The organism is Pedococcus sp. P2_E5 (assembly GCF_056403895.1).
In genome coordinates this window covers 1-23,950 of sequence record NZ_JBFUEP010000049.1, presented here as the reverse complement: position 1 = coordinate 23,950, position 23,950 = coordinate 1, and the positions used below count along the sequence as shown (strand labels likewise).

Below are 23,950 nucleotides of genomic sequence, written 5' to 3'. Positions count from 1 at the left end.
CTGTCACGCAAGTCAGGTGCCGAGGTCGCTCGAGTCGTTGACGCGCAGCACGCTCTCCTGAGAGGGCAGCTGGTCCTGCTTGACCAGGCCGACCGGGCAGGTCATCCCGTTGGGCCCGTGGTTGCAGTAGCCGCCGGGGTTCTTGTAGAGGTACTGCTGGTGGTAGTCCTCGGCGTAGTAGAACTGGCCCGCGTCCTCGGCCGACCGCAGCTCGGTGGTGATCGTGCCGAACCCGTTGTCGCTCAACACCTTCTGGAACGCCTCGCGCGTCGCCTCGGCTGCGCGCTCCTGGTCCGCGGTGGTCCAGTAGACGGCGGACCGGTAGGCCGTGCCGATGTCGTTGCCCTGCCGGTTTCCCTGGGTGGGGTCGTGGTTCTCCCAGAACTCCTTGAGCAGCAGCTCGGGCGTGGTCTGCTCGGGGTCGTAGGCGACCAGCACCGCCTCGGCGTGACCGGTCAGGCCCGTGCACGTCTCCTCGTAGGTCGGGTTCGGCGTGAGGCCGCCCATGTAGCCCGCCGCGGTCGTGACGACGCCGGGCAGGCGCCAGAAGATCCGCTCGGCGCCCCAGAAGCAGCCCATCGCGATGTAGAGCACCTCGGTGCCGTCGGGCCACGGACCCTCGAGCGGGGTGTGGAGGACGACGTGCTCGTCGGCGATGTGGAACGGACGCGTCTCGCGTCCGCGCAGGGCGTTCTCGGCGGTGGGCAGGGTGGTCTTGGCGCGCGATCCGAATATCACGACTGGTCCAACGCGGCCCGCCCCACGACTGTTCCGGGGCCGGACCTTACGGTCCGATGACGCGCCGCCGGCAAACTCGCTGGCCTCGGGCCGTCCTCTCGGGGAGGGTGGGGCCATGGTCACCACCACCCTGATCGAGGACCCGGACGACGCGCAGCGCCAGCTCTTCGACGCTTGGGCGGAGATCTTCGCCGCCGACGGCCGGGACCAGTTCGGAGCCGACCACTCCGCGCACTCGGCCGACGAGCTGCGCGAGCTGGGTCGCAGCACCGCCCGGCGCAGGATCTCGTGGGCTGCCGTGGACGACGCCGGGACCGTGGTCGGCGCCGCCGCACTCGTGATGCCGCAGCACGACAACCTGGCCCAGGCCATCGTCATCGTCGTGGTCCACCCACATCACCGCCGCCGGGGTGTGGGCACGGCGCTGCTCGAACACACCGAGGCCGCCGCTCGCGACCACGGTCGCTCCGTCCTCCTCGCCGAGACTCAGTGGCGGGTGGGTGCGCGCGACGAGTACGGCGAGGACTTCGCCGCAGCCCACGGGTATGCCGGTGCGCAGACCGTGCTGCGCAGCTCCCTGTCCCTGCCGGCGGACCGCCCTCGACTGGAGGTCGCGCTGGCCGGGGACGACGCGGACGGCTATGTCGTGCAGACCTGCTGGGACGGCATACCGGACGAGTGGTTGCCGGGTCGCGCGGAGCTGAGCCGGCGGATGAGCACCGACATCCCGATGGGCGACCTCCAGCTCGAGGAGGAGCGCTGGGACGAGGAGCGGGTGCGCACGGAGTACGAACGGATCGGGGCCATGGGCCGGCGCATCGTGGACACCTTCGCCATACACGAGGCCACCGGCGAGCTCGTCGGGTACACCCAGGTGCAGGTGCCGCGCGACAACCCCGTCGTGGGGTTCCAGCAGGACACCCTCGTGATGCGCGAGCACCGCGGGCACCGACTCGGCCTGCGCATGAAGGCCGCCGGCACGCTCGCCCTCATGCAGGAGTCGCCCGCCACGAAGAGCGTCCGCACCTGGAACGCCGACGACAACGCGGCGATGCTGGCGGTCAACCACGCGCTCGGCTACGTCCATGACGCGATGATGCGCGAGTGGCAGAAGGTGGACGCACAGTGATGGACGACCCGCTCGACGTCGATCTCGGGACGGTGCTGGCGATCCACGTCGCGAAGGCCACCAAGCTGCCGATGAGACCTGTCGACTCGGTCGTGGCGGAGGCCGGCGCCGGGCTGGTGGGGGACCGCTACCACGGGTCGAGACATCGTCACGTCACGGTGCAGTCGGCGGCGGGGCTGGCCGAGGCGAGCCGCGATCTGGGGTCCCCCGTGGAGCCCGGAGCCACCCGTCGCAACATCACGGTGTCCGGTGGCCCCGTGCCGGGTCGCCCTGGGACCCGCGTCCGGATGGGGGAGGCACTGCTCGAGGTCGTCCGACCCGCGGCTCCGTGCCGGCTGATGGACGACCTGATCGGGCCGGGGGCCATGAAGGCGCTGCACGCGCGGGCTGGCACGGTGTTCCGGATCCTGGAGGGCGGAGTGGTCCGGGTGGGCGACCCGGTGGTGCGGGAGGCCCCCGGGGAAGGGCCCCCGGGAGGGACGCCGAGCGGCGGCTAGCCTTGCGCCCATGAGCGACCAGAACAGCAACCACGGCTTCTCCACGCGTGCGATCCACGCGGGCCAGGAGCCCGACCTCGGAACCGGTGCGGTCATCACCCCGATCTTCCAGGTCTCCACCTACAAGCAGGACGGGATCGGTGGGTTCCGCGGCGGCTACGAGTACAGCCGCTCGGCCAACCCGACCCGCACGGCCCTCGAGGAGTGCTTCGCCGCCCTCGAAGGGGGCGCCCGCGGGTTCGCGTTCTCGTCGGGCCTCGCGGGCCAGGACACCGTCCTGCGCGCCCTGCTGAAGCCGGGGGACCACGTCGTCGTGCCGAGCGACGCCTACGGCGGCACGTACCGGTTGTTCAACACGGTGCTGGCGACCTGGGGCGTCGAGCACACCATCGCCAAGATCGCCGACGTCGAGTCGGTGCGCGCCGCGATCCGCCCAGGACTGACCAAGATCGTCTGGGTCGAGACGCCGACCAACCCGTTGCTCGGCATCGCCGACATCACCGCCCTCGCCGAGGTGGCGCACGAGGCGGGCGCCCTCCTGGTCGTCGACAACACCTTCGCGTCGCCGTACCTCCAGCAGCCGCTGTCGCTCGGGGCCGACATCGTCACGCACTCCACGACGAAGTACTGCGGAGGGCACTCGGACGTCGTCGGGGGCGCCGTCGTGGTGGGCCACGGCATCAGCGTGCCAGGCTTCGAGGACGCGGTGGATCGCGTTGCGACGCACCAGAACTCGATGGGTGCCGTCGCCGGCCCGATGGATGCCTGGCTCGTCCTGCGTGGCCTCAAGACGCTCGCGCTGCGCATGGAGCGCCACAGCGACAACGCCGAGCGCGTCGTCGACTTCCTGCTCGCGCATCCGGCCGTCAGCGCCGTGCACTACCCGGGGCTGGTGAGCCACCCGGGTCACGAGGTCGCCAAGCGCCAGATGAAGCGGTTCGGCGGCATGATCTCGTTCCAGGTCAAGGCCGGCGAAGACGTCGCGGTCAAGGTCTGCGGCGAGACCCAGCTCTGGACCCTGGGCGAGTCGCTCGGAGGGGTCGAGTCCCTCATCGAACACCCTGCGCGCATGACGCATGCTTCGGTCGCGGGCACCGAGCTCGAGGTGCCGGCCGACCTGATCCGCCTGTCGGTCGGGATCGAGGACGTCGAGGACCTCATCGCCGACCTGCAGCAGGCCCTCGACCGGCTCGGCTGAGCCGGCCGGACGACCAGGCACAGGGCGACCGGGCACCGGGCCAGCGGGCGGGGGCGAAGCACATGGCGCAGCTGCTCTGTGTCGACTTCGGGTCGACCTTCACCAAGGCGGTCCTCGTCGACGGGCTGGGGTCGGTCGTCGCCACGGCCTCCACGCCGACGACGGTCGGCACCGACGTCCTCGACGGCTACCGCACCCTGCGCGCGGAGCTCGAGGTCCACGGCGCCGTCGACGAGGTGCTGGCCTGCTCGAGCGCGGGCGGCGGTCTGCGGCTCGCCGTCGTGGGCTACGAGCGCGACGTCACCGCCCAGGCCGGCCACCGCGTAGGGCTGAGTGCCGGCGCGCGGGTGTCCCACGTGACGTCGGGACCGTTGTCGGGTGCCGGCGTCGCTGAGCTGAGGCACAGCCGCCCCGACCTCGTCCTGCTGGTGGGCGGCACCGATGGAGGCAACGCAGAAGTGTTGCTGCACAACGCATCTCGCCTGGCCAAGGCTCGCATCGGCGCACCTGTCGTCGTCGCCGGCAACGCCGACGTCCAGGCCGAGGTCGTCGCGATCCTGTCCTCGACCGGGCGCTCCTTCACCGTGGCCGACAACGTGCTGCCGGCCATCGGGGTGATCGTCCCCGAGCCTGCCCGCGCCGCGATCAGGCAGTTCTTCCTCGACCACGTCATCGGCGGCAAGGGCCTGTCGAGGGGGCCGGACTTCGCGGCGATGGTGCAGGCTCCCACGCCGGACGCCGTCCTCGACGGGGTCGCGGTGCTCGCCGACCACCTCGACGGTGACGTCATGGTGGTCGACATCGGTGGAGCGACCACCGACGTCTACTCCGCGCTGCGACCGCAGGGAGAGGACGCCGGACTGGCCAAGGACGTCGTCGCCCCGCTGTGGCACGCACGCACCGTGGAGGCGGACCTCGGCATGCGGTGGAACGCCGAGGGGATCGTCGAGGCCGCCCACCGTGAGCAGGTGCCCCTCCCCCCGGGCATCGAGGGGTATGCCGCGCGCCTGGTCCGCGACACCGGTCACCTGCCGTTGGACGGCGGCGAGTGGGCGATGGACCTGGCCCTCGCACGGGCCGCCGCCGTCGTGGCGACGCGGCGGCACGCCCGCCCGCCGGGGCCGGGTGCCGGAGCCCGGCCGTTGGCCGACGTGCAGGTCGTGGTCGGCTCGGGAGGGGTGCTCCGGCACGCCACCGCCGCCGGGTGCAGCGAGGTGCTCGAGTCGGTGGCGACCGACCACGCCGGCGGCTGGAAGGTCCCTCGAGGGGCCGCCCTGGTGACCGACACGGCATACCTGCTCTTTGCTGTCGGCCTGCTGCGCGCGAGGCATCCGGCGGCCGCCCGCGAGCTGGCGAGGGCTGTTGTCGGTGGTGGGGCGTAGCGTCGAGTAGGCGCCGGGGCGAGTGTGGTGCGGCAGGGCGTGCGGCACGTGGTGGGGCAGGGTTGCGGGCAGGAAGGAAGACGCGATATAACGTGTCTCGGACAAACGCGATATAGCGCGAAGCGGAGGACTGGAAAATGACTGGTTGTGCGAGCAAGCCCCGGCCTAGGGTCGAGGCATGACCTCCCTGGCGATCGAGGCCGAGCACCTCGTCAAGCGATTCGGCGACCAGACGGCCGTCGACGACGTGAGCTTCTCGGTGCCCGAGGGGTCGGTGCTGGGACTGCTCGGCCCCAACGGCGCCGGCAAGACGACGACGGTGCGGATGATGACGACGCTGGCCAGGCCCACGAGCGGTACGGCCAGGGTCGCGGGGCACGACGTGCTGCGCGAGCCCGACGCGGTGCGCCGGTCCATGGGTCTGACCGGCCAGGCGGCCACCGTCGACGAGCTCCTGACCGGTCGCGAGAACCTGCGGCTGATCGGCTCGCTCTACGGACTGTCGTCGGCCTACGTCAAGGGGGCGGGCGCCGACCTGCTGGAGCGCTTCTCGCTGACGGAGGCGGCCGACCGGACGGTCAAGACCTACTCCGGTGGCATGCGTCGCAGGCTCGACCTCGCGGTCAGCCTCATCGCCACGCCGCCCGTGCTCTTCCTCGACGAGCCCACCACGGGGCTCGACCCCCGCAGCCGTGTTGAGCTGTGGGAGGTCCTGCGTGGGCTCGTCAAGGACGGCACGACGCTGTTGCTCACGACGCAGTACCTCGAGGAGGCCGACCAGCTGGCCGACCGCATCGTCGTCATCGACCGAGGCAAGATCATCGCCGAGGGCACGCCGCTGGAGCTCAAGGACCGCAGTGGCAAGGCCAGCCTGGTGCTCACCGTGTCGCGTGCCGAGGACCTGCAGACCGCTGCCGAGATGTTGCGCCAACGGGTCTCCGAAGTGCACGTCGACGAGGCCGCGCGCCAGCTGACCGCGCCGGCCGAGGGACTGCGTGACATGACGCGGATCGCCGCGATCTTCGAGGACAGTGCGATCGAGCTCGACGACCTCGGCCTGAAGCGGCCGAGCCTCGACGACGTGTTCCTCCACCTCACCGGCCACCGGGCCGAGGACGTTGCCACCGACACCGACCAGGAGCAGGCGTCATGACCACCGACACCACCACGCGGCAGTCGGCCAGTGGGATCGCCCGACCCGAGATCAGGCCGACCGGACTCCTGCGGCAGTCCCTGGCGATCACGCGACGCAACCTCATCCACATCAAGCGGATGCCCGAGATGCTGATGGACGTCACCATCCAGCCGGTGATGTTCGTCCTGCTGTTCGCCTACGTGTTCGGCGGCTCCATCGCGGTGCAGGGCTCGCCCGCCGGCTACCGGGAGTGGCTGATGGGCGGGATCATGGGGCAGACCATCGCCTTCGCGTCCTTCATCGTCGCCGTCGGCCTCACTGCCGACATCGACAAGGGCATCGTCGACCGGATGCGGTCGCTGCCGATCAACCCGTCGGCCGTGCTCGTGGGTCGGAGCATCTCCAGCCTGATGCACTCCAGCATCGGCATCCTGGTCATGTCCGTCACCGGGCTGTTCGTCGGCTGGCGGATCCGGGGCAGCTTCGCCGAGGCGGTGCTGGCCTATGCGCTGCTGCTGCTGTGGGGCTTTGCGATGATCTGGATCGGCATCCTCGTCGGCTCGGCGATGAGGTCGGTGGAGGCCGTGAACGGACTGATGTTCACGACCATGTTCCCGATCACCTTCCTGGCCAACACCTTTGCGCCGACCGACAACATGCCGCACGCGTTGCGGGTGATAGCCGAGTGGAACCCCATCTCGTCGCTCGTCCAGGCGGTCCGCCAGCTGTGGGGCAACGACATCCCGGTGCCCGCAGATGCCCAGCTCCCGATGCACCACCCGGTCGTGACGACGCTGATCTGGACGATCGGACTGACCCTGGTCATCGCCCCCCTGGCCATCCGGGCCTTCAACAAGCGCACCCAGGGCTGACGCGCGCAGGGCTGGCTCGCCGATGGCGTCGGGGTGCCGTGGAAGGGACTAGCCTTCCGGCCATGGCATCACCGACGCTGTCTGTCACCCTCGACGACGTGCGCGCTGCGCAGGACCTGCTCAGTGGCATCGTCCGTCCCACGCCCCTCGAGTACAGCCGGGCGTTGTCCGACCGGGTCGGCGCCGAGGTCTTCCTCAAGTGCGAGAACCTCCAGCGCGCCGGGTCGTTCAAGATCCGAGGCGCCTACACCCGGATGGCCAGGCTCTCCGACGAGGAGAAGGCGCGGGGGGTGGTCGCGGCCAGCGCGGGCAACCACGCCCAGGGTGTGGCCCTGGCGGGACAGCTGCTCGGGATCGACGTCAAGGTCTACATGCCCCATGGCGCGCCCATGCCCAAGCTGCTCGCGACCAAGGCGTACGGAGCCTCCATCGAGCAGGTCGGTACCACGATCGACGAGTGCCTGGTCAAGGCCCGCACCTGGGAGGCGAGCAACGGGGCGGTCCTGATCCACCCCTTCGACCACCGCGACATCGTGGCCGGTCAGGGCACCGCCGGGCTCGAGATCCTCGACCAGTGCCCGGACGTCCGGACCATCGTGGTCAGCACCGGCGGCGGGGGCCTGCTCGCCGGGATCTCCGTCGCCGTCAAGGCTGCTCGCCCCGACGTGCGGATCATCGGCGTCCAGGCAGAGCAGGCCGCGGCCTACCCCTTGTCGTTGGCGGCGGGCAGACCCGTGGCCTTCGAGAACATGCAGACGATGGCCGACGGCATCGCCGTCGGCATGCCGGGCGACGTGCCCTATGCCCTCGTGCGCGACCTCGTCGACGCGATCGAGACGGTCAGCGAGGAGGAGCTGTCGCGGGCCCTGCTGTTCGTCCTCGAGCGCGCCAAGCTCGTCGTCGAGCCCGCAGGCGCCGCAGCGGTGGCCCATCTGCTCGACCGGGCCGGACAGCAGCAGCTCGACGGACCGGTCGTGGCGGTCCTCTCGGGCGGCAACATCGACCCCCTGCTGCTCTTGCGGATCATCCGGCACGGCATGGCCGCAGCCGGACGCTACCTGCAGTTCCGCGTGCGGGTCTCGGACCGCCCCGGCCACCTCGCCAAGCTGCTCGCCGACTGTGCTGCAGTCGACGCCAACGTCCTCGAGGTCGAGCACATCCGCACGGGCACCACGATCACCGTCGACGAGGTCGAGATCGGGTTGCAGCTCGAGACCCGCGGCAGGGAACACTGCGACGAGGTCCTGCGCACCCTCCGCGACAAGGGCTACCAGCTGAAGTTCAGCTGACCGGCATCCCCTCAGGCGGTGTAGGGCGTCGCTGACTTGACGCGGACCTGGATGACCTTGCCGTTGGGGGCCTTGTAGGACGCCTTGTCGCCGACCTTCTTGCCGTTGATCGCAGCGCCGAGGGGCGACTTCTCGCTGTAGACCTCGAGGTCGGTGCCGTCGGCGATCTCGCGCGAGCCGAGCAGGAACTCGACCTCCTCGCCGAACATCTCGACGGTCACGACCATGCCCTGCTCCACGATGCCGTCGTCGGCCGGCTTGGTGCCCACGATGGAGTTCTCGAGCAGCTGGGTCAGCTGGCGGATGCGGGCCTCCATCTTGCCCTGCTCCTCCTTGGCTGCGTGGTAGCCGCCGTTCTCCTTCAGGTCGCCCTCGTCGCGCGCGGCCTCGATCTTCTTGGCGATCTCCGTACGGCCGGTGCCGGAGAGCTGGTCCAGCTCGGCCTTCAGACGGTCGAAGGCCTCCTGGGTCAGGTAGCTCGCGGTGGGGGTCGCGGTCTCGCTCACGGTGTACTCCTTGATTGGGTCTCCGCCCGACGCGGACGCGTCTCGGAGATGGTGGTTCGTGCTACGCACAGCGGCCCGGACCCCGACCACGTTCTCAGTGGCTGCGCAGTGTCGGGTCCAGACCGCTCGGTGAAAGGACAAGACTACATCGCGGTGCTCGAAAGGGTCCATTTCGTCGAGTCTGTGGACAGTGGGGGCGGGCATACTCCAAGCAACTCCGAAGTCGGCCCCAAGTGGGCCCCGCCACGCTGCTGTCCGACGGGAAATGCCCGTCCCGACCCCAGGAGACCCAGCATGCCCGAGAAGACCCCCGCCTCCGCACTCTCAGCCCGCCGTCTGCGGATCGCGATGGCGGTGCTGCTGGCGACGGACCTCACCGGCGGGCTGCTCGCAGTCCGCGCCGGGGTCAACACCTGGAGCGAGGCCTGGGGCCCGGAAGCCCTGCTGGCGGCGCCCGTGCCGATGATCCTCGCCCAGGTCCTGCTCGTCTGGCTCGCCACCCGTGGGCGCGGGCGGGTCGCCATCGCGGCAGCAGGCCTGCTGGCCGGGGCGTGCCTCGTCAGCGTGGTGTCCGGCTTCTTCGACGGTGGCCTGGGCAACGCCGAGCTCACCCGCGGACTCGCGGTGTTCCAGTACTTCCTGCTGGCGGTGACGACGACGGTCGGCGTGCTCGGCCTTGCTCGGCTGGTCTCCCTGGTGCGCCTAGGAGGCCGCGCAGCTGCGGACGCTGCCGCCGACCGCGCGTGACGCGGTGCGGACCACCACCTGCTGGTGCACCGACCGATCGGACGACGGGGGCACCTGGACCTCGAGCACCCCGACGACGCCGTGCGCGGTGTCCTGCGCCTGGACCGTGCAGGTGACGGCCTGGTCGGGGGACCGGTGCACGTCGAAGCCGACCTGGACGCTGCGGTCGTCGAGGACCTTGTAGTCGGTGTCGGTCCACGTGACGGCGCCCAGGCTGTTGGCCAGCCCGAGCCAGACCGCGAGGGCGACACCGATGGTGCAGCCGATCGTGCCGATGACCCACCAGCGACCGGTGCCGGGTGYGGGACGGGGGAGCGGCATGGGTGACCTTCCGCGGGTGAGAGGATGCAAGCGGTCCGGATGTCTGACGGCTTCGGACAATGTCTACTGACTGTGAACAATGATTGTCGACGATGGACGAATGAGGTTGTGCAGGTGGCTGACCGGTTGCGACTGATGGCGGTGCACGCGCACCCCGACGACGAGTCGAGCAAGGGTGCGGCGACGATGGCGAGGTATGCCGCCACCGGGTATGACGTGCTCGTGGTCTCGTGCACGGGCGGCGAGCGGGGCGACGTGCTCAACCCGCGGCTCAAGGGCGATCCCCACATCGAGCGCGACCTCGCGCAGGTCCGCCGTGACGAGATGAAGCGCGCCCAGGAGATCCTCGGTGTCCAGCACACCTGGCTGGGCTTCGTCGACTCCGGACTGCCCGAGGGCGACCCGTTGCCGCCGCTGCCGGACGGGTGCTTCGCGCTCGAGCCGATCGAGGTGACGACCGAGGCGCTGGTCCGCGAGATCCGCCGGTTCCGTCCCCACGTCGTGACCACCTACGACGAGAACGGTGGCTACCCCCACCCCGACCACATCATGACCCACACCGTGTCGATGGCGGCCTTCGCGGCGGCGGGCGACGGCGCGGCATACCCCCATGCGGGTGAGCCGTGGCAGCCGCTGAAGCTGTACTACAACTCGCACAACCGGGCCAAGTACGTCGCCTTCCACGACGCGCTGCTGGCGCAGGGCGTGGAGAGCCCCTACGCCGACTGGCTGAAGGACTGGGACCCGCAGACGGCGCGCACCATCACCACCCGCGTGCACTGCGCCGACTGGTTCGACCAGCGCGACCAGGCGCTGCTCGCGCACGCCACCCAGATCGACCCGGACGGTGCCTGGTTCCGCGTCCCGCGCGAGATGCAGGTGAGCGTCTGGCCGACCGAGGACTTCGAGGCGGCCCTGTCGTACCTGCCCATCACGCCGGTCGAGGACGACCTCTTCGCGGGCATTGCCGACGCGGCCACGGGTGACGAGCTCGCGACGAGCAGCGACCTGGAGCTCGCCTACGACGGGCGCGCCGAGGTGAGGTCGTGAACGGTGCACCGTCGGCGATGGTCTCGCCCGGCCTGTGGGGCTTCGTGGCCTTCTTCGTGCTGGCCGTCGCGCTCTACCTCCTCATGCGCAACATGAACGCCAGGATGCGACGGATGTCCTACCGCGCGGAGGAGCTCCAGCGAGAGGTCGAGGCGGAGGCGGCCGCGAAGAAGTCCCGTACGGATGGGGCCGGCGCGCGCGATGCGCAGCAGCCGGAAGGCCCCTCCGACACCGGTGACGAAGGTGGCGCTGGAGAGCAGACTGGGGACCCCAGAACCTAGCGCTCCGTCCCCGGCGGGGCGCCGACCCAGGAGGCTCCGTCATGAGCGGTCGCATCGTCCACTTCGAACTCCCCTACGACGACGGGGAGCGGGCCCGCGCCTTCTACGGAGAGCTCTTCGGGTGGGACCTGCAGTCCTATCCGGGCATGGACTACACGATGGTGTCGACCGGCCCATCCGGCGAGCAGGGGCCCACCGAACCCGGGTACATCAACGGGGGAATGGGCCAACGGTCCTCCACCCTCGCCTCGCCCACGGTGGTCATCGACGTCGAGGACATCGACGCCACGCTCGCGAGGGTCGAGGCAGCCGGCGGAGCCGTGTTGTCACGGAAGGAGCCGGTCGCCTCGATGGGCTTCTCGGCCTACTTCACCGACACCGAGGGCAACATCGTGGGCCTCTGGGAGACCGCGCCGTCGGGGCCTGAGGCGTCAGCTGGGTGAACCGGCGCCGTAGACCGTCATGGACGCCGCGATGTAGTGCACCGTGAACGCGGCGACCGTCAGGGTGTGGAAGATCTCGTGGAACCCGAACCAGCGCGGTGAGGGGTTCGGCCGCTTGATGCCGTAGACGAGCGCGCCGACGGTGTAGAGCAGGCCGCCGACGGCGATCAGGGTGACGATGGCCGGGCCGCCGAACTTGAGCAACGGGCCGAGGTAGAAGACCGCCACCCACCCGAGGGCGACGTAGACCGGGGTGTAGAGCCAGCGGGGGGCGCCGACCCAGAAGACGCGGAAGAGCACGCCGGCGATGGCACCGGACCACACGATGACCAGCATGGTCCGGGCGTCGTCACGGGGCAGCAGCAGCGCGAAGGGCGTGTAGGTGCCCGCGATGATCAGGAAGATGTTGGAGTGGTCCATCCGCTTCAGGATGCCGGCGACCTTCGGCGACCAGTTCCCGCGGTGGTAGACCGCAGAGGTGCCGAACAGGAGCCAGGCGGTGACGCTGAAGACCGCGGCGGCGATGCGCGCGGGAGTCGTGGGGGCCAGGGCGATCAGGACGATGCCTGCCGCGAGGGCGAGGGGGACCATGCCGGCGTGCAGCCAGCCGCGCAGGTGCGGCTTCACCGCGGCGACGACTGACTCGATGGGTCCCTGCGGGGAGCGAGGGGCGGGTGCCGTAGTCATGGGCCCACTGTAACCTACGGTTGCGTAGGTTACTAGCGCGTAGGTTGTGAGGCTGGCCTCAGCGGGGGTTCGGAGGCTGGTCGGTCCGTCACTCCTGTCCCGCTGGTCGCACCAGCGCTGGTCGCACCAGTAGCGCCTGCGCCGTTCGGCCCACGAATCCGTGCTCGTCGAACACCTCTGCCTGCGCCAGGCCGGCGGCGCCGCCTCCCAAGGTGGTCTGCGCCCGCAGGCCGATCCACTCCCCACCCGGCTCGCGGACCAGGTGGCCGGTGAGTTCGGTGTTCATGAACTGCCAGTCGCGGATGTCCAGTGCGGCGCTGGCCCCCGAGGCCGAGTCGACACACACGAGGAACCGCTGGAGCGGTGACAGCGGCTCGTCCGGCACGAGGCTCACCCGCGGTCGCATCCAGACGGTGGCAGGCCCGGGGTGTTCGAGGGCGCCGTCGACCCAGGACCACTCGATCGCGTCGAGGTACCCCGGGTGCCAGCCACGCGGCATACCGTGCTGGGCGCCCTCGGTGTGACCCGGCGGGGGCACGGGGAGCCCTGCCACCGGTCCCGACTCGACGCGCGGCACCAGCCACAGTGCGGCCCGCGCCACCGCGCGCGACGTGGCCAGGTCGACGAGCTCGCACTCCACCAGCTCCACGGACCGCCCGGGGCGGGCCACGCGGGCGGTCACCCGCAGCCGCGTCACGGGCACCGGTCCGAGCAGGTCGCAGGTAACGCGGGCGACCACTCGCGACCCGTCGCCCAGCCGCTCCGCCTCACGCGCCATGAGCGCCATGGCCGGCCCGCCGTGCTGGGCGTCGGCGGACCACGGCCCGGCGGTGTGGGGCGTGGCGGTGACGGTGTTGCGTCCCGGTGCCGTCTCGTCGAGCTGGTAGAAGGATCCGGGCGGGGGCGACATGGTCGCGATCCTGCCTGACCGCGCGGGGCGCGCGGGGGTAGCGTGGTGCGTTGGGACCGAGTGGGTCGTGTGCAGTTCCGGAGAAGGCGAGGAGTGGCCGTGGCGTTGTCCGACCTCCTGTATGCCGCGTACGAGCGGCGACTGAGCCGTCGCCTCTCGCGGGAGACCCTTCCCCGGCACGTCGGCGTGATGCTGGACGGCAACCGCCGCTGGGCCAAGGCCCGCGGCCACGGCACCAAGGAAGGCCACCAGGCCGGGGCCGACAACATCGCGGGGTTCCTGGACTGGTGCGAGGAGGCGCGCGTCGAGGTGGTCACCCTGTGGCTGCTCTCGACCGACAACCTGAGCCGACCGGCGGCGGAGGTCGTCCCGTTGCTGTCGATCATCGAGAACACCGTGAGCGACCTGGCCCAGACCAAGCGCTGGGTGATCAACCCGGTCGGGTCGTTGGACCTGCTGCCTGCCGAGACCGCGCGCCGCCTCAAGGAAGCCGCCGACCTCACCGAGGACGTCAAGGGCATGACGGTCAATGTCGCGGTCGGATACGGCGGACGCCAGGAGATCACCGACGCAGTCCGGTCGATGCTCGTCGCGCACGCCGCGAACGGGACCACGATCGAGGAGCTGGCCGAGACGCTCCAGGTGGAGCACATCGCCGAGCACCTCTACACCAAGGGCCAGCCCGACCCCGACCTCGTCATCCGCACGTCGGGCGAGCAGCGGCTGTCCGGCTTCCTGCTGTGGCAGAGCGCGCACAGCGAGTTCTACTTCTGCGAGGCCTACTGGCCCGACTTCAGGCACGTCGACTTCCTCCGCGCGCTGCGTGCCTACGCCGACCGCAACAGGCGGTTCGGCAACTAGCCACCGACCAGGGGCCTCAGGGGCAACCGGCCGACCACTCGGCATACCAACACCTGAGACCCGCATCGGGCCAACGGGTCAACTCTGCGCGACATGCGGCGTGGTTGCGTCGCGAGGGCCTGACACGGTCGTACCGTCCGTAGTGACGCGGGGCACCCGTCCCACGTTCGGGGAGGCCGACCTATGGAGCGAATCCAGCTCCGAGCGGAGGGCCGGAACCGGCTCCACCGCGGTGGGAGAGCCTGGTCCCGGCACCTCGTTCGCGAGTAGGCGCATCGCGCCGAGCGCGCGCTGTGCCAAGGAGAGACATTGGCCTCGAACCACGACAGCACCCGTCGTACCTCCTCCAGCTCATCGCCGCGCACCGCCAGCACCCCTGGGGCCGCAGGAGCCTCTCGCGCCATGCCGGTGCCGAAGGCGAAGGGCAAGCCCACGGCGCCCGCGTTCCGGACGTTCGTGCTCGACACCTCTGTCCTCCTGTCCGACCCGCGCGCCATGCTGCGGTTCAAGGAGCACGAGGTCGTGCTCCCGGTCGTGGTCGTCACCGAGCTCGAGGCCAAGCGACACCACCCCGAGCTGGGGTACTTCGCGCGACAGGCGCTGCGGCTGCTCGACGACCTGCGGATGAGCGAGGGGCGGCTCGATGCCCCCGTGTCGGTCGGCGACGACGGCGGCACCCTGCGCGTCGAGCTCAACCACACCGACTCGAGCTCGCTGCCGGCCGGCTTCCGGCTGGGGGACAACGACACCCGGATCCTGTCGGTCGCCAAGAACCTCTCGGACGAGGGCTTCGCCGTCACCGTCGTCAGCAAGGACCTGCCGATGCGGGTCAAGGCGTCGGCCGTCGGTCTCGAGGCGGAGGAGTACCGCGCCGAGCTTGCGATCGACTCCGGCTGGACCGGCATGGCCGAGCTCGACGTGACGACCGTCGAGATGGATGCGCTGTACGAGCACGGCCGCATCGAGAACGCCGCGGCCGCCGAGATGCCCTGCCACACCGGCCTCGTCCTGCTCTCGCCGCGGGGAAGCGGTCTGGGGCGGGTCGGTGCCGACAAGCAGATCCGGCTGGTGCGCGGCGACCGCGACGCCTTCGGGCTGCACGGCCGCAGCGCCGAGCAGCGGATCGCCCTCGACATCCTGCTCGACCCGGACGTGGGCATCGTCTCGCTCGGCGGGCGGGCCGGTACCGGCAAGTCCGCGCTCGCACTGTGCGCCGGCATCGAGGCGGTCATGGAGCGGCGCCAGCACCGCAAGGTGGTCGTCTTCCGGCCCCTGTACGCCGTGGGCGGCCAGGAGCTGGGGTACCTCCCGGGTTCGGAGTCCGAGAAGATGGGTCCGTGGGCCCAGGCCGTCTTCGACACCCTGGGCGCCCTGGTCTCCCACGAGGTCGTCGAGGAGATCATGGACCGCGGCATGCTCGAGGTGCTGCCGCTGACCCACATCCGGGGCCGCTCGCTGCACGACGCGTTCGTGATCGTCGACGAGGCGCAGAGCCTGGAGCGCAACGTGCTGCTCACCGTGCTCTCGCGCATCGGCCAGAACTCACGCGTGGTGCTCACGCACGACGTCGCCCAGCGGGACAACCTGCGGGTCGGGCGCCACGACGGGGTGGCAGCCGTCATCGAGGCGCTCAAGGGGCACCCGCTGTTCGCCCACGTCACCCTCACCCGCAGCGAGCGCAGTCCGATCGCGGCCCTGGTGACCGACCTGCTCGAGGGCCTCGAGGTCTGAGGGGTCACCCCACAGATGTGTCCGGAGGCACACCGGCCCTGCTCACAGGGCGGTGTGCCTCCCCCAAAAGGATGAATCTGCCGTCACACCCGCCACAAGGGCCCCAATGGCATGCGGGCGATTGGAGTTCGCCTTCCAAGGTCGGGTAAAGTCTCGGTTTCATAACGTGCCGGGACGCTGTCTGTTGGGCTGACGCAAGCCTGTTGGGCGACTTGGCCACGACATCCCCCCGGCACCGATTGAGGCCACCACGTATGCGGTGGCCTTTCCTTTGGAGGAACCCGTATGAGTCAGCCCTACCAGGGTCGGCACCGCCATGGTGCGGCCCACGGCAGGAAAGCCTCTCGATCCTCCGCCCTCACCAAGGCGATCCGTCGCCCCGCCGTGACGTCGAGCGTGCTGCTGGCGGTCGTCGCCACGACCGCCGCCGGATACCAGGCCACGGACCAGCGCCAGACCGGCGCGGCCGCCTTCACCGTGAGCACCGAGGCGATCGCGCAGGCGAACGAGCTCGCCGATGCGCAGATCGAGGACACCGCCCGGCTGGCCGCTGACCGCAACGAGACCAACGCGAGCATCGCCGCAGCCCAGGAGAAGGACCGCATCGCCGCGATCGCCGCGGCCCAGGCTGCTGCCACCGCGCGTCGCCAGGCCGCCGAGAAGGTTGCCCGCGACAAGGCCCGCAAGGCGCTCGAGGCCAAGAAGCAGGCCATCCTCGAGAACGCCCAGAACGACCCTCGCGCCGCTGCTCGCGCGCTGCTCCCCGAGTTCGGGTTCGACCAGGGCCAGTGGAGCTGCCTGGACAGCCTCTGGATGGGCGAGAGCGGCTGGAACTACAAGGCCACGAACTCGTCCTCGGGCGCCTACGGCATCCCCCAGTCGCTGCCGGCCTCCAAGATGGCCACCGTCGGCTCGGACTACCTGACCAACCCGGCCACCCAGATCCGCTGGGGCCTGCAGTACATCAAGAGCTCCTACGGCACGCCGTGTGGCGCGCTGGACTTCTGGCAGAGCCGCTCACCGCACTGGTACTGAGGCAGCCCGCACCGTTCAGCGGGGTGGGCGGGTCATGGCCAGCACGTCCAGGGCCTCGTCCAGCTGCTGCTCGGTGAGCTCGCCGCTGGCCACGTGGCCACGCTCGATGACGACCTCGCGGATGGAGCGACGCTCCTTGATCGACTGCTTGGCCACGGCGGCGGCGGCCTCGTAGCCGATGTAGCGGTTCAGCGGGGTGACGATCGACGGAGAGCCTTCGGCCAGGTCCCTGGCGCGCTCGACGTCCGCGTCGATGCCCGCGACGCAGCGGTCGGCAAGCAGTCGGGACGTCGCGGCCAGCAGTGCGGCGGACTCGAGGATGTTGCGGGCCATGACAGGCAGCATCACGTTGAGCTCGAAGGCGCCCGAGGCGCCGGCCACCGTGATGGCCGTGTCGTTGCCGATCACCTGGGCGCAGGCCATCAAGGTGGCCTCGGGCAGCACGGGGTTCACCTTGCCGGGCATGATGCTCGACCCGGGCTGCAGGTCGGGCAGGTGGATCTCGCCGAGCCCCGACCGCGGCCCCGAGGACATCCAGCGCAGGTCGTTGCAGATCTTGGTGAGGCTCACGGCGACGACCTTGAGCGCCCCGCTGAGCTCGACGACGGCATCCTGCGCGGACTGGGCCTCGAAGTGGTCGGCGGCTTCGCGGAAGACCACCCCGGTCTGGCTGCTCACCCGCTCGATGACGGCCGACGCGAACCCCGGTGCCGCGTTCAGGCCCGTCCCGGCAGCCGTGCCACCCAGGGGCAGCTCGGCCGTCGCCTGGGCTGCGACGAGGACGCGCCCGGCGCCCAGCTCGACCTGCCGCGCATAGCCGCCGAACTCCTGTCCGAGCGTCACCGGCACCGCGTCCATCAGGTGCGTGCGGCCGGCCTTGACGACGTCGACGAACTGGGTCTCCTTGGCCCGCAACGCCTTGGCGAGGTGCTGCAGGCTGGGCGCGAGGTCGCGGTGCACTGCCAGGGTGGCCGCGATGCGCAGCGCACTCGGGAACGTGTCGTTGCTCGACTGCCCGGCGTTGACGTGGTCGTTGGGGTGGACGGCATCGCCGGTGGCGAGGTGCGCGATCCGGGCGACGACCTCGTTGACGTTCATGTTGGTCGACGTGCCCGACCCGGTCTGGAAGACGTCGATGGGGAACTGGTCGTCGTGCCCTCCCTGCGCCACCTCGGAGGCCGCGGCGGCGATGGCCTCGGCCATGGCGGGGTCGATCACCCCCAGCTCGGCGTTGACTTCAGCGGCTGCGGCCTTGAGCAGCGCGAGGGCATGGATCACACCCGCAGGCACGGGCTGGCCGGAGATGGGGAAGTTCTCGACCGCCCGCGCGGTCTGGGCGCCCCACAGGGCGTCGGCGGGTACCTCCACGTCTCCCATCGAGTCGTGCTCGGTGCGCGTGGCGGGGGTCTGCTCGCTCATGTCCCCATCATGCGCGGAGAGGGGGACGGAGGCGAGGTATGCCGCGTGGCCGGCCACGCGGCACACCCCACCTAGAGCTTGCGGAGGCGGATGCGACGCACGCTGTGGTCCTTGCCCTTGGCGAGCACCAACGTGGCCCTGCTGCGCGTGGGCAGCACGTTCTCGCGCAGGTTGACCTCGTTGATCTCCCGCCAGATGCGCGCGGCGGTGTCGCGGGCCTGCTCGTCGGACAGGACGGCGTAGCGGTGGAAGTAGGAGTGGGGATCGGCGAAGGCCGTCTCGCGCAGCCGCAGGAACCGCTCGACGTACCACTGCCGGATGTCGTCGAGGTGGGCGTCGACGTAGACCGAGAAGTCGAAGAAGTCGCTCACGGCCAGGCCGGTGCGGCCGTCCTCCTGCAGCCGCGGGGCCTGGAGGACGTTGAGGCCCTCCACGATGAGCACGTCGGGCTGGCGCACGACGACCCGCTCGCCCGGGACGATGTCGTAGGTCAGGTGGGAGTAGACCGGCGCGCTGACCTCGGCCTTGCCGGACTTGACCTCCGCCACGAAGCGCAGCAGGGCTCGCCGGTTGTAGGACTCGGGGAATCCCTTGCGTTGCAACAGGTTCCGACGCTCCAGCTCGGCGTTGGGGTAGAGGAACCCGTCCGTCGTGATGAGCTCGACCTCGGGTGTCCCCGGCCAACGGGACAGCAGCTCCTTGAGCAGGCGCGCCGTCGTGGACTTGCCCACGGCGACCGACCCGGCGACCCCGATGACGAAGGGCGTCTTGGCGGGGCTCTCCCCGAGGAAGTCGCCGGTGATCCGGTGCAGTCCCGCCGTGGCGCCGACGTAGAAGTTGAGCAGTCTCGACAGCGGGAGGTAGACCTCCTCGACCTCGGCGAGGTCGACCCGCTCGCCCAGTCCCTGGACCCGGCTCACGTCGTCGGCGCTGAGGTTGAGCGGCTGGTTCTCCCGTAGTCGGGCCCAGGCGGCACGGTCCAGCTCGACGTAGGGCGAGGGGAGGGCGCCGTTGCCGTTCGCGGGGTGGCTCACGGGCGCCATTCTTGCTCACGCGGCATCCGCGCCTGCCTCGCGTCCGCGTCCGGGCCCGCTGATGCCGTGCCGGACGCGGTCGACGGTTAGGCTGCCTCCCATGTGCGGAATCGTCGGATACGTCGGCCCGAACGCGGACGGCAAAGCGCTGGACGTCGTCATGGAGGGCCTGGCCCGCCTGGAGTACCGCGGCTACGACTCGGCGGGCGTTGCCCTCGTCACCACCGACGGGGTCGCGAGCGAGAAGCGCGCCGGAAAGCTGGTCAACCTCCAGGACGCGCTCGACGCCGACCACCTCCCGGGCGCGACGACCGGCATCGGTCACACCCGGTGGGCCACCCACGGCGGCCCGACCGACCAGAACGCCCACCCGCACCGGGCCGGCGAGGACGGCAAGCTCGCCCTCATCCACAACGGCATCATCGAGAACTTCCACCAGCTCAAGAACGCCCTCCTCGCCGACGGTGCGACCTTCGAGAGCGAGACCGACACCGAGGTCGCAGCCCACCTCGTGGCGCGCGAGTACGCCACCACCGGTGACCTCACCGAGGCGATGCGGAACGTCGTGAACCGCCTCGAGGGCGCGTTCACGCTGCTGGCGGTGCACGCCGACAGCCCCGGCGTCGTCGTCGGCGCTCGCCGCAACAGCCCGCTCGTGGTGGGTCTCGGCGAGGGCGAGAACTTCCTCGGCTCGGACGTCGCGGCGTTCATCGGGCACACCCGCAACGCCCTCGAGCTCGGTCAGGACCAGATCGTCACGATCACCCCCGACTCCTACTCGGTGATCGACTTCGACGGCACCCCCGCCGAGGGCAAGCACTACGAGGTCACCTGGGACGCCGCGGCCGCCGAGAAGGGTGGCTACGCGACGTTCATGGAGAAGGAGATCTACGACCAGCCGCACGCCGTCGGCGACACCCTGCTCGGTCGCACCGACATCGACGGCCGCCTGGTGCTCGACGACATGTCGATCACCGAGGACCAGCTCCGCAACGTCGACCGCATCACGATCGTGGCCTGCGGCACCGCGGCCTACGCCGGCATGGTCGCCAAGTACGCCATCGAGCACTGGACCCGCATCCCCGTCGAGGTCTCCCTCGCCCACGAGTTCCGCTACAGCGACCCCATCGCCACCGAGCGCACCCTCGTCGTCTCGATCAGCCAGTCGGGCGAGACGATGGACACCCTGATGGCCGTCAAGCACGCTCGCGAGCTCGGCGCGCTGACCCTGTCCATCTGCAACACCCACGGCTCGACCATCCCGCGCGAGTCCGACGCGGTGCTCTACACGCACGCCGGTCCCGAGATCGCGGTCGCCTCGACCAAGGCCTTCCTCGCGCAGATCACCGCCTGCTACATCCTCGGGCTCTACCTCGCCCAGCTGCGTGGCGGCACGTTCGCCGACGACGCGCAGTCGGTGATGAAGGAGCTGCACGAGATCCCGGCCAAGCTCGAGGACCTGCTCGGCCGGATGGACCGGGTCAAGGAGATCGCCCGGTTCATGGCGGACACGCGTTCGGTGCTCTTCCTCGGCCGCAACGTCGGCTTCCCGGTCGCCCTGGAGGGCGCGCTCAAGCTCAAGGAGCTCGCCTACATCCACGCCGAGGGGTTCGCCGCGGGTGAGCTCAAGCACGGCCCGATCGCGCTCATCGAGGCCGGGCAGCCGGTCTTCATCGTGGTGCCCGGCCCCGGCACCCCGCACGAGCTGCACAAGAAGGTCGTCTCCAACATCCAGGAGATCCGCGCCCGTGGCGCCCGCACCATCGTGGTCGCCGAGGACGGCGACGAGGACGTGGTGCCCTTCGCCGACGAGGTGATCCGCGTGCCCGCTACGTCACCGCTGCTCGCGCCGCTGCTGACCGTCGTGCCGCTGCAGGTCTTCGCGCTGCACCTGTCCTCGGCCAAGGGCCTCGACGTCGACCAACCTCGCAACCTCGCCAAGAGCGTCACCGTCGAGTGATCGGGCACTAGGTGATCGTCGGAGTCGGGATCGACGTCGTCGACGTCGAGCGTTTCGGGCAGACGCTCGAACGCACACCCGGCCTGCTCGACCGCCTCTTCACCGACGAGGAGCGCTCGCTGCCCCTCAACTCGCTCGCCGCGCGGTTCGCCGCCAAGGAGGCGCTGGCCAAGGCGCTGGGCGCGCCGGTCGGCCTCCAGTGGCACGACGCGACCGTGCGACGGGGCGACGACGGCCGCCCGCACCTGCAGGTCACCGGCACCGTCGAGGCCCGCGCCGAGGCACTGGGCGTGCACGCGATGCACATCTCGCTGTCGCACGACGCGGGGATCGCCTCGGCCGTCGTCATCGCGGAAGGCTGAACGTGCTGAGGGCCGGGCAGTGCTGAGGGCGTGGTCCGCGCAGCGAGTCCGCGCGGCCGAGGAGGCGCTGATGGGCGAGCTCGCCGAGGGCGAGCTCATGGCGCGCGCCGCCGCAGGGCTCGCCGAGGTGTGCCGCGCCCGCCTGAAAGCCTCCGGGGGCACCCGTGTCACGGTCCTCGCCGGGCCGGGCAACAACGGCGCAGATGCCTTGTATGCCGCGGCCCACCTCGCGGACGACGGTTACGACTGCGTTGCGCTGCAGGGGAACTGGCCGTTGGCCATCGGCGACGCGACGTCGTGGCCGGCGGCCGGCGTGAGGGTCGTGGCAGTGGACGGCGAGTGGGAGGCCCCGCTCGCCGACGCCGACCTCGTGATCGACGGACTGCTGGGGATCGGAGGACGGCCCGGGCTGCCCGAGGCGGCGGTGGCGTGGGTGGATGACATCCCCGAGTCCGCCTACGTCGTCAGCGTCGACCTGCCGTCGGGTCAGGACCCGGCGGGCGAGAGTGCTTCGGACACAGGGGTTTTCGCCGACGAGACGGTGACCTTCGGGGTGGCCAAGCCGGTGCACCTTCTCCCTGCGACCGAGGCTGCCGTCGGTCGGCTGACGGTCATCGACATCGGCCTCCAGGTGGACGGTGCGCCCGACGTCGAACGCCTCGACTTCTCCGACGTGCCGCGCCTGTGGCCCATCCCGACCGCCACTGACGACAAGTACTCGCGTGGTGTTCTCGGGGTGGTCGCCGGTGGTGAGGACTACACCGGGGCAGCAGTACTGTGCTGCACGGCCGCGGTCGGGGCGGGCCTGGGCATGCTGCGCTACGTCGGGACACCCACACCGACCGGCCTGGTCCGGGCTGCGATCCCCGAGGCCGTGCACGGCGAGGGGCGGGTGCAGGCGTGGGTGGTCGGACCCGGCCTCGACACGGCCTCGCGGGCGGCCGGCAGCAAGGCCCAGCTCGACGTGGCCCGCGAGGCTCTGGGCTCCGACCTGCCGGTCCTCGTCGACGCGGGCGGTCTCGACCTGGTCGACGGGACGCGCGAGGGCCCCACCCTTCTCACCCCACACGCGGGTGAGCTGTCCCGGCTGCTGACCCGCCTCGAGGGCTCTGAGACCACCCGCGAGGCGGTCCAGGCCGACCCGGTGGGCCACGCCCGCCGCGCGGCCGACCTCACCGGGGCCACGGTCCTGCTCAAGGGGGCCACCACGCTCGTGGTGCCACCCACGGCCTCGGGACTCCCCGTGCGCTCCCAGACCGACGCCCCGCCCTGGCTGGCGACGGCGGGAGCCGGGGACGTGCTCGCCGGAGTCTGCGGAGCCCTCCTCGCGGCCGGGCTCTCGCCGCTGGACGCCGGCAGCCTGGGCTCCCTCGTGCACGGCGTGGCTGCCGACCGGGCCAACCCGGGAGGCCCGGTGCGCGCGCTGGCCGTCGCCCACGGCATACCCGCCACCGTCGCGCACCTGCTCACGCGCTGACTCCCACGCTCGTGAAAGACTGGGCGGCGATGAGCGACACCACGATCAGCACACCCCCAGCCCCGGCCCCGCCGGGGCTGCCCGCGTGCGCCCAGGTGGACCTGTCCGCGATCAGCGCCAACGTCGCGGCCCTCAAGCGGCTGGCCGGCAGCGCCGAGGTGATGGCGGTCGTCAAGGCCGACGCCTACGGCCACGGTCTGGTGCCCAGCGCCCGGGCCGCCCTGCGCGGCGGAGCCACGTGGCTCGGCGTGGCCCAGCTGCCCGAGGCCGTCGAGCTGCGCCGCGCCGGGATCGACGCGCCGCTCCTGTCGTGGCTGCACGTGCCGGGCCAGGACTTCGTCGAAGCCGTCGAGCTCGGCGTCGACCTCGGCGTCTCCACGTCGTGGGCCCTCGACCAGGTGCTCGCCGCTGCCACCGTCACGGGGCGAACGGTGCGGGTCCACCTCAAGGTCGACACCGGCCTCGGTCGCAACGGCGCCTGGGACTCCGATCTGGACCAGCTGCTGGCCACCCTGGCGTCGGCCCAGGCCGAGCGCGCAGTGGAGCTCGTGGGGCTGTTCAGCYACTTCGCCTATGCCGACGCCCCCCAGCACCCGACGGTCAAGGCCCAGCAGGAGCGGTTCGAGGGGATCGTCGCCCAGGCGGAGCGCGTCGGCCTGACGCCCCAGGTGAGGCACCTGGCCAACTCGGCCGCCACGCTGACCAACCCCTCGGCCCACTACGACCTCGTGCGTCCGGGAGTCTCCGTCTACGGCCTCTCGCCGGTCCCTGACCTGGGGGCTCCCGAGGACTTCGGCCTTCGTGAGGCCATGCGGCTGGTCGCCCGGCTGTCCAGCGTCAAGGATTCCCCTGCGGGACAAGGGGTTTCGTACGGCCACGTCTACAC

25 protein-coding genes are annotated in these 23,950 nt (G+C 70.8%); 18 read left to right on the top strand and 7 right to left on the bottom strand.

Annotated elements, in window-relative coordinates:
* Positions 1-12 precede the first annotated feature (12 nt).
* Positions 13-735, bottom strand: coding sequence for a peptide-methionine (S)-S-oxide reductase MsrA (gene msrA / locus AC1DVZ_RS15990; protein WP_477619205.1), 723 nt, complete (start codon positions 733-735; stop codon positions 13-15).
* Positions 736-853: 118 nt separating this feature from the next.
* Here msrA and AC1DVZ_RS15985 point away from each other — a divergent pair, with 118 nt between their 5' ends.
* The 7 genes from AC1DVZ_RS15985 to ilvA all read left to right on the top strand — a co-directional run bounded on the left by AC1DVZ_RS15985 (position 854) and on the right by ilvA (position 8,240).
* Positions 854-1,867 (top strand): GNAT family N-acetyltransferase, encoded by a 1,014-nt coding sequence (locus AC1DVZ_RS15985; protein WP_477619196.1) that lies wholly within the window; start codon positions 854-856, stop codon positions 1,865-1,867.
* Entirely contained in the window at positions 1,867-2,364 is a 498-nt protein-coding gene (locus AC1DVZ_RS15980; protein WP_477619195.1) for an MOSC domain-containing protein, read from the top strand. Before AC1DVZ_RS15985 ends, AC1DVZ_RS15980 begins: the two co-directional genes overlap by 1 nt.
* 10 nt (positions 2,365-2,374) lie before the next feature.
* Complete coding sequence (locus AC1DVZ_RS15975) at positions 2,375-3,562, top strand: cystathionine gamma-synthase (protein WP_477619194.1); 1,188 nt, start codon at positions 2,375-2,377, stop codon at positions 3,560-3,562.
* Positions 3,563-3,624: 62 nt separating this feature from the next.
* Positions 3,625-4,944, top strand: a complete 1,320-nt coding sequence (locus tag AC1DVZ_RS15970) for a glutamate mutase L (RefSeq protein WP_477619193.1) — start codon at positions 3,625-3,627, stop codon at positions 4,942-4,944.
* Between the two features lie 178 nt (positions 4,945-5,122).
* Positions 5,123-6,097, top strand: coding sequence for an ATP-binding cassette domain-containing protein (locus tag AC1DVZ_RS15965; RefSeq protein ID WP_477619192.1), 975 nt, complete (start codon positions 5,123-5,125; stop codon positions 6,095-6,097).
* The gene (locus AC1DVZ_RS15960; RefSeq protein ID WP_477619191.1) at positions 6,094-6,951 is read left to right on the top strand and encodes an ABC transporter permease; all 858 of its coding nucleotides are present in this window, start codon (positions 6,094-6,096) and stop codon (positions 6,949-6,951) included. The genes AC1DVZ_RS15965 and AC1DVZ_RS15960 overlap by 4 nt, the downstream gene beginning before the upstream one ends.
* A 62-nt stretch (positions 6,952-7,013) precedes the next feature.
* On the top strand, positions 7,014-8,240 hold the full coding sequence (gene ilvA, locus AC1DVZ_RS15955; protein WP_477619190.1) for a threonine ammonia-lyase: 1,227 nt from the start codon (positions 7,014-7,016) through the stop codon (positions 8,238-8,240).
* Positions 8,241-8,251: 11 nt separating this feature from the next.
* Here the strand turns inward: ilvA and greA are convergent, their stop codons facing one another.
* Positions 8,252-8,746: a transcription elongation factor GreA gene (greA, locus tag AC1DVZ_RS15950; RefSeq protein ID WP_477619189.1), complete on the bottom strand. Its 495-nt coding sequence runs from the start codon at positions 8,744-8,746 to the stop codon at positions 8,252-8,254.
* A gap of 294 nt (positions 8,747-9,040) precedes the next feature.
* On the opposite strand from greA, the gene AC1DVZ_RS15945 reads away from it, so the two are divergent.
* Positions 9,041-9,493: a hypothetical protein gene (locus AC1DVZ_RS15945; protein WP_477619188.1), complete on the top strand. Its 453-nt coding sequence runs from the start codon at positions 9,041-9,043 to the stop codon at positions 9,491-9,493.
* Here the strand turns inward: AC1DVZ_RS15945 and AC1DVZ_RS15940 are convergent.
* A complete protein-coding gene (locus AC1DVZ_RS15940; protein ID WP_477619187.1) occupies positions 9,449-9,814 on the bottom strand; it encodes a DUF4307 domain-containing protein in 366 nt (121 codons plus the stop codon). The two genes, AC1DVZ_RS15945 and AC1DVZ_RS15940, sit on opposite strands and share 45 nt — an antisense overlap.
* Before the next feature lie 114 nt (positions 9,815-9,928).
* On the opposite strand from AC1DVZ_RS15940, the gene mca reads away from it, so the two are divergent.
* From mca to AC1DVZ_RS15925, 3 genes are read left to right on the top strand one after another with little or no spacing between them, the layout of a single operon-like run.
* Positions 9,929-10,864 carry a mycothiol conjugate amidase Mca gene (gene mca, locus AC1DVZ_RS15935; RefSeq protein ID WP_477619186.1) on the top strand — a complete coding sequence of 312 codons (936 nt, stop codon included), beginning with the start codon at positions 9,929-9,931 and terminating at the stop codon, positions 10,862-10,864.
* The gene (locus AC1DVZ_RS15930; RefSeq protein ID WP_477619185.1) at positions 10,861-11,145 is read left to right on the top strand and encodes a hypothetical protein; all 285 of its coding nucleotides are present in this window, start codon (positions 10,861-10,863) and stop codon (positions 11,143-11,145) included. Before mca ends, AC1DVZ_RS15930 begins: the two co-directional genes overlap by 4 nt.
* 41 nt (positions 11,146-11,186) lie before the next feature.
* Complete coding sequence (locus tag AC1DVZ_RS15925; RefSeq protein ID WP_477619184.1) at positions 11,187-11,588, top strand: VOC family protein; 402 nt, start codon at positions 11,187-11,189, stop codon at positions 11,586-11,588.
* On the opposite strand, the gene trhA is transcribed toward AC1DVZ_RS15925, so the two are convergent.
* Together trhA and AC1DVZ_RS15915 are read right to left on the bottom strand one after the other, a co-directional pair.
* Complete coding sequence (gene trhA / locus AC1DVZ_RS15920; protein ID WP_477619183.1) at positions 11,577-12,275, bottom strand: PAQR family membrane homeostasis protein TrhA; 699 nt, start codon at positions 12,273-12,275, stop codon at positions 11,577-11,579. The two genes, AC1DVZ_RS15925 and trhA, sit on opposite strands and share 12 nt — an antisense overlap.
* Before the next feature lie 88 nt (positions 12,276-12,363).
* Entirely contained in the window at positions 12,364-13,185 is an 822-nt protein-coding gene (locus tag AC1DVZ_RS15915) for a thioesterase family protein (protein ID WP_477619182.1), read from the bottom strand.
* 99 nt (positions 13,186-13,284) lie between these two features.
* On the opposite strand from AC1DVZ_RS15915, the gene AC1DVZ_RS15910 reads away from it, so the two are divergent.
* From AC1DVZ_RS15910 to AC1DVZ_RS15900, 3 genes are all read left to right on the top strand, one after another.
* A complete protein-coding gene (locus AC1DVZ_RS15910) occupies positions 13,285-14,046 on the top strand; it encodes an isoprenyl transferase (RefSeq protein ID WP_477619181.1) in 762 nt (253 codons plus the stop codon).
* Between the two features lie 402 nt (positions 14,047-14,448).
* Positions 14,449-15,777, top strand: a complete 1,329-nt coding sequence (locus tag AC1DVZ_RS15905) for a PhoH family protein (RefSeq protein WP_477619180.1) — start codon at positions 14,449-14,451, stop codon at positions 15,775-15,777.
* 285 nt (positions 15,778-16,062) lie between these two features.
* Positions 16,063-16,812, top strand: a complete 750-nt coding sequence (locus tag AC1DVZ_RS15900) for an aggregation-promoting factor C-terminal-like domain-containing protein (RefSeq protein WP_477619179.1) — start codon at positions 16,063-16,065, stop codon at positions 16,810-16,812.
* Positions 16,813-16,827: 15 nt separating this feature from the next.
* Here the strand turns inward: AC1DVZ_RS15900 and AC1DVZ_RS15895 are convergent, their stop codons facing one another.
* Together AC1DVZ_RS15895 and coaA are read right to left on the bottom strand one after the other, a co-directional pair.
* The gene (locus AC1DVZ_RS15895) at positions 16,828-18,231 is read right to left on the bottom strand and encodes a class II fumarate hydratase (protein ID WP_477619178.1); all 1,404 of its coding nucleotides are present in this window, start codon (positions 18,229-18,231) and stop codon (positions 16,828-16,830) included.
* 71 nt (positions 18,232-18,302) lie between these two features.
* On the bottom strand, positions 18,303-19,274 hold the full coding sequence (gene coaA / locus AC1DVZ_RS15890; protein WP_477619177.1) for a type I pantothenate kinase: 972 nt from the start codon (positions 19,272-19,274) through the stop codon (positions 18,303-18,305).
* Between the two features lie 91 nt (positions 19,275-19,365).
* On the opposite strand from coaA, the gene glmS reads away from it, so the two are divergent.
* The 4 genes from glmS to alr all read left to right on the top strand — a co-directional run.
* The gene (gene glmS, locus AC1DVZ_RS15885) at positions 19,366-21,225 is read left to right on the top strand and encodes a glutamine--fructose-6-phosphate transaminase (isomerizing) (protein ID WP_477619176.1); all 1,860 of its coding nucleotides are present in this window, start codon (positions 19,366-19,368) and stop codon (positions 21,223-21,225) included.
* Positions 21,226-21,236: 11 nt separating this feature from the next.
* A complete protein-coding gene (locus tag AC1DVZ_RS15880) occupies positions 21,237-21,587 on the top strand; it encodes a holo-ACP synthase (protein WP_179421791.1) in 351 nt (116 codons plus the stop codon).
* A 70-nt stretch (positions 21,588-21,657) separates the two neighbouring features.
* Positions 21,658-23,064 (top strand): bifunctional ADP-dependent NAD(P)H-hydrate dehydratase/NAD(P)H-hydrate epimerase, encoded by a 1,407-nt coding sequence (locus tag AC1DVZ_RS15875; protein ID WP_477619175.1) that lies wholly within the window; start codon positions 21,658-21,660, stop codon positions 23,062-23,064.
* A 29-nt stretch (positions 23,065-23,093) separates the two neighbouring features.
* Positions 23,094-23,950 (top strand): alanine racemase (alr, locus tag AC1DVZ_RS15870; protein ID WP_477619174.1); only part of this gene is annotated, 857 nt, incomplete at its 3' end.

What these genes read in the sequence shown, in the direction of transcription:
- AC1DVZ_RS15985 (WP_477619196.1), top strand. Translation starts at nt 854, where the DNA reads ATGGTCACCACCACCCTGATCGAGGACCCGGACGACGCGCAGCGCCAG.
- AC1DVZ_RS15980 (WP_477619195.1), top strand. Translation starts at nt 1,867, where the DNA reads ATGGACGACCCGCTCGACGTCGATCTCGGGACGGTGCTGGCGATCCAC.
- AC1DVZ_RS15975 (WP_477619194.1), top strand. Translation starts at nt 2,375, where the DNA reads ATGAGCGACCAGAACAGCAACCACGGCTTCTCCACGCGTGCGATCCAC.
- AC1DVZ_RS15970 (WP_477619193.1), top strand. Translation starts at nt 3,625, where the DNA reads ATGGCGCAGCTGCTCTGTGTCGACTTCGGGTCGACCTTCACCAAGGCG.
- AC1DVZ_RS15965 (WP_477619192.1), top strand. Translation starts at nt 5,123, where the DNA reads ATGACCTCCCTGGCGATCGAGGCCGAGCACCTCGTCAAGCGATTCGGC.
- AC1DVZ_RS15960 (WP_477619191.1), top strand. Translation starts at nt 6,094, where the DNA reads ATGACCACCGACACCACCACGCGGCAGTCGGCCAGTGGGATCGCCCGA.
- ilvA (WP_477619190.1), top strand. Translation starts at nt 7,014, where the DNA reads ATGGCATCACCGACGCTGTCTGTCACCCTCGACGACGTGCGCGCTGCG.
- AC1DVZ_RS15945 (WP_477619188.1), top strand. Translation starts at nt 9,041, where the DNA reads ATGCCCGAGAAGACCCCCGCCTCCGCACTCTCAGCCCGCCGTCTGCGG.
- AC1DVZ_RS15925 (WP_477619184.1), top strand. Translation starts at nt 11,187, where the DNA reads ATGAGCGGTCGCATCGTCCACTTCGAACTCCCCTACGACGACGGGGAG.
- trhA (WP_477619183.1), bottom strand. Translation starts at nt 12,275, where the DNA reads ATGACTACGGCACCCGCCCCTCGCTCCCCGCAGGGACCCATCGAGTCA.
- AC1DVZ_RS15915 (WP_477619182.1), bottom strand. Translation starts at nt 13,185, where the DNA reads ATGTCGCCCCCGCCCGGATCCTTCTACCAGCTCGACGAGACGGCACCG.
- AC1DVZ_RS15905 (WP_477619180.1), top strand. Translation starts at nt 14,449, where the DNA reads ATGCCGGTGCCGAAGGCGAAGGGCAAGCCCACGGCGCCCGCGTTCCGG.
- AC1DVZ_RS15900 (WP_477619179.1), top strand. Translation starts at nt 16,063, where the DNA reads ATGAGTCAGCCCTACCAGGGTCGGCACCGCCATGGTGCGGCCCACGGC.
- AC1DVZ_RS15895 (WP_477619178.1), bottom strand. Translation starts at nt 18,231, where the DNA reads ATGAGCGAGCAGACCCCCGCCACGCGCACCGAGCACGACTCGATGGGA.
- coaA (WP_477619177.1), bottom strand. Translation starts at nt 19,274, where the DNA reads ATGGCGCCCGTGAGCCACCCCGCGAACGGCAACGGCGCCCTCCCCTCG.
- glmS (WP_477619176.1), top strand. Translation starts at nt 19,366, where the DNA reads ATGTGCGGAATCGTCGGATACGTCGGCCCGAACGCGGACGGCAAAGCG.
- AC1DVZ_RS15875 (WP_477619175.1), top strand. Translation starts at nt 21,658, where the DNA reads ATGGGCGAGCTCGCCGAGGGCGAGCTCATGGCGCGCGCCGCCGCAGGG.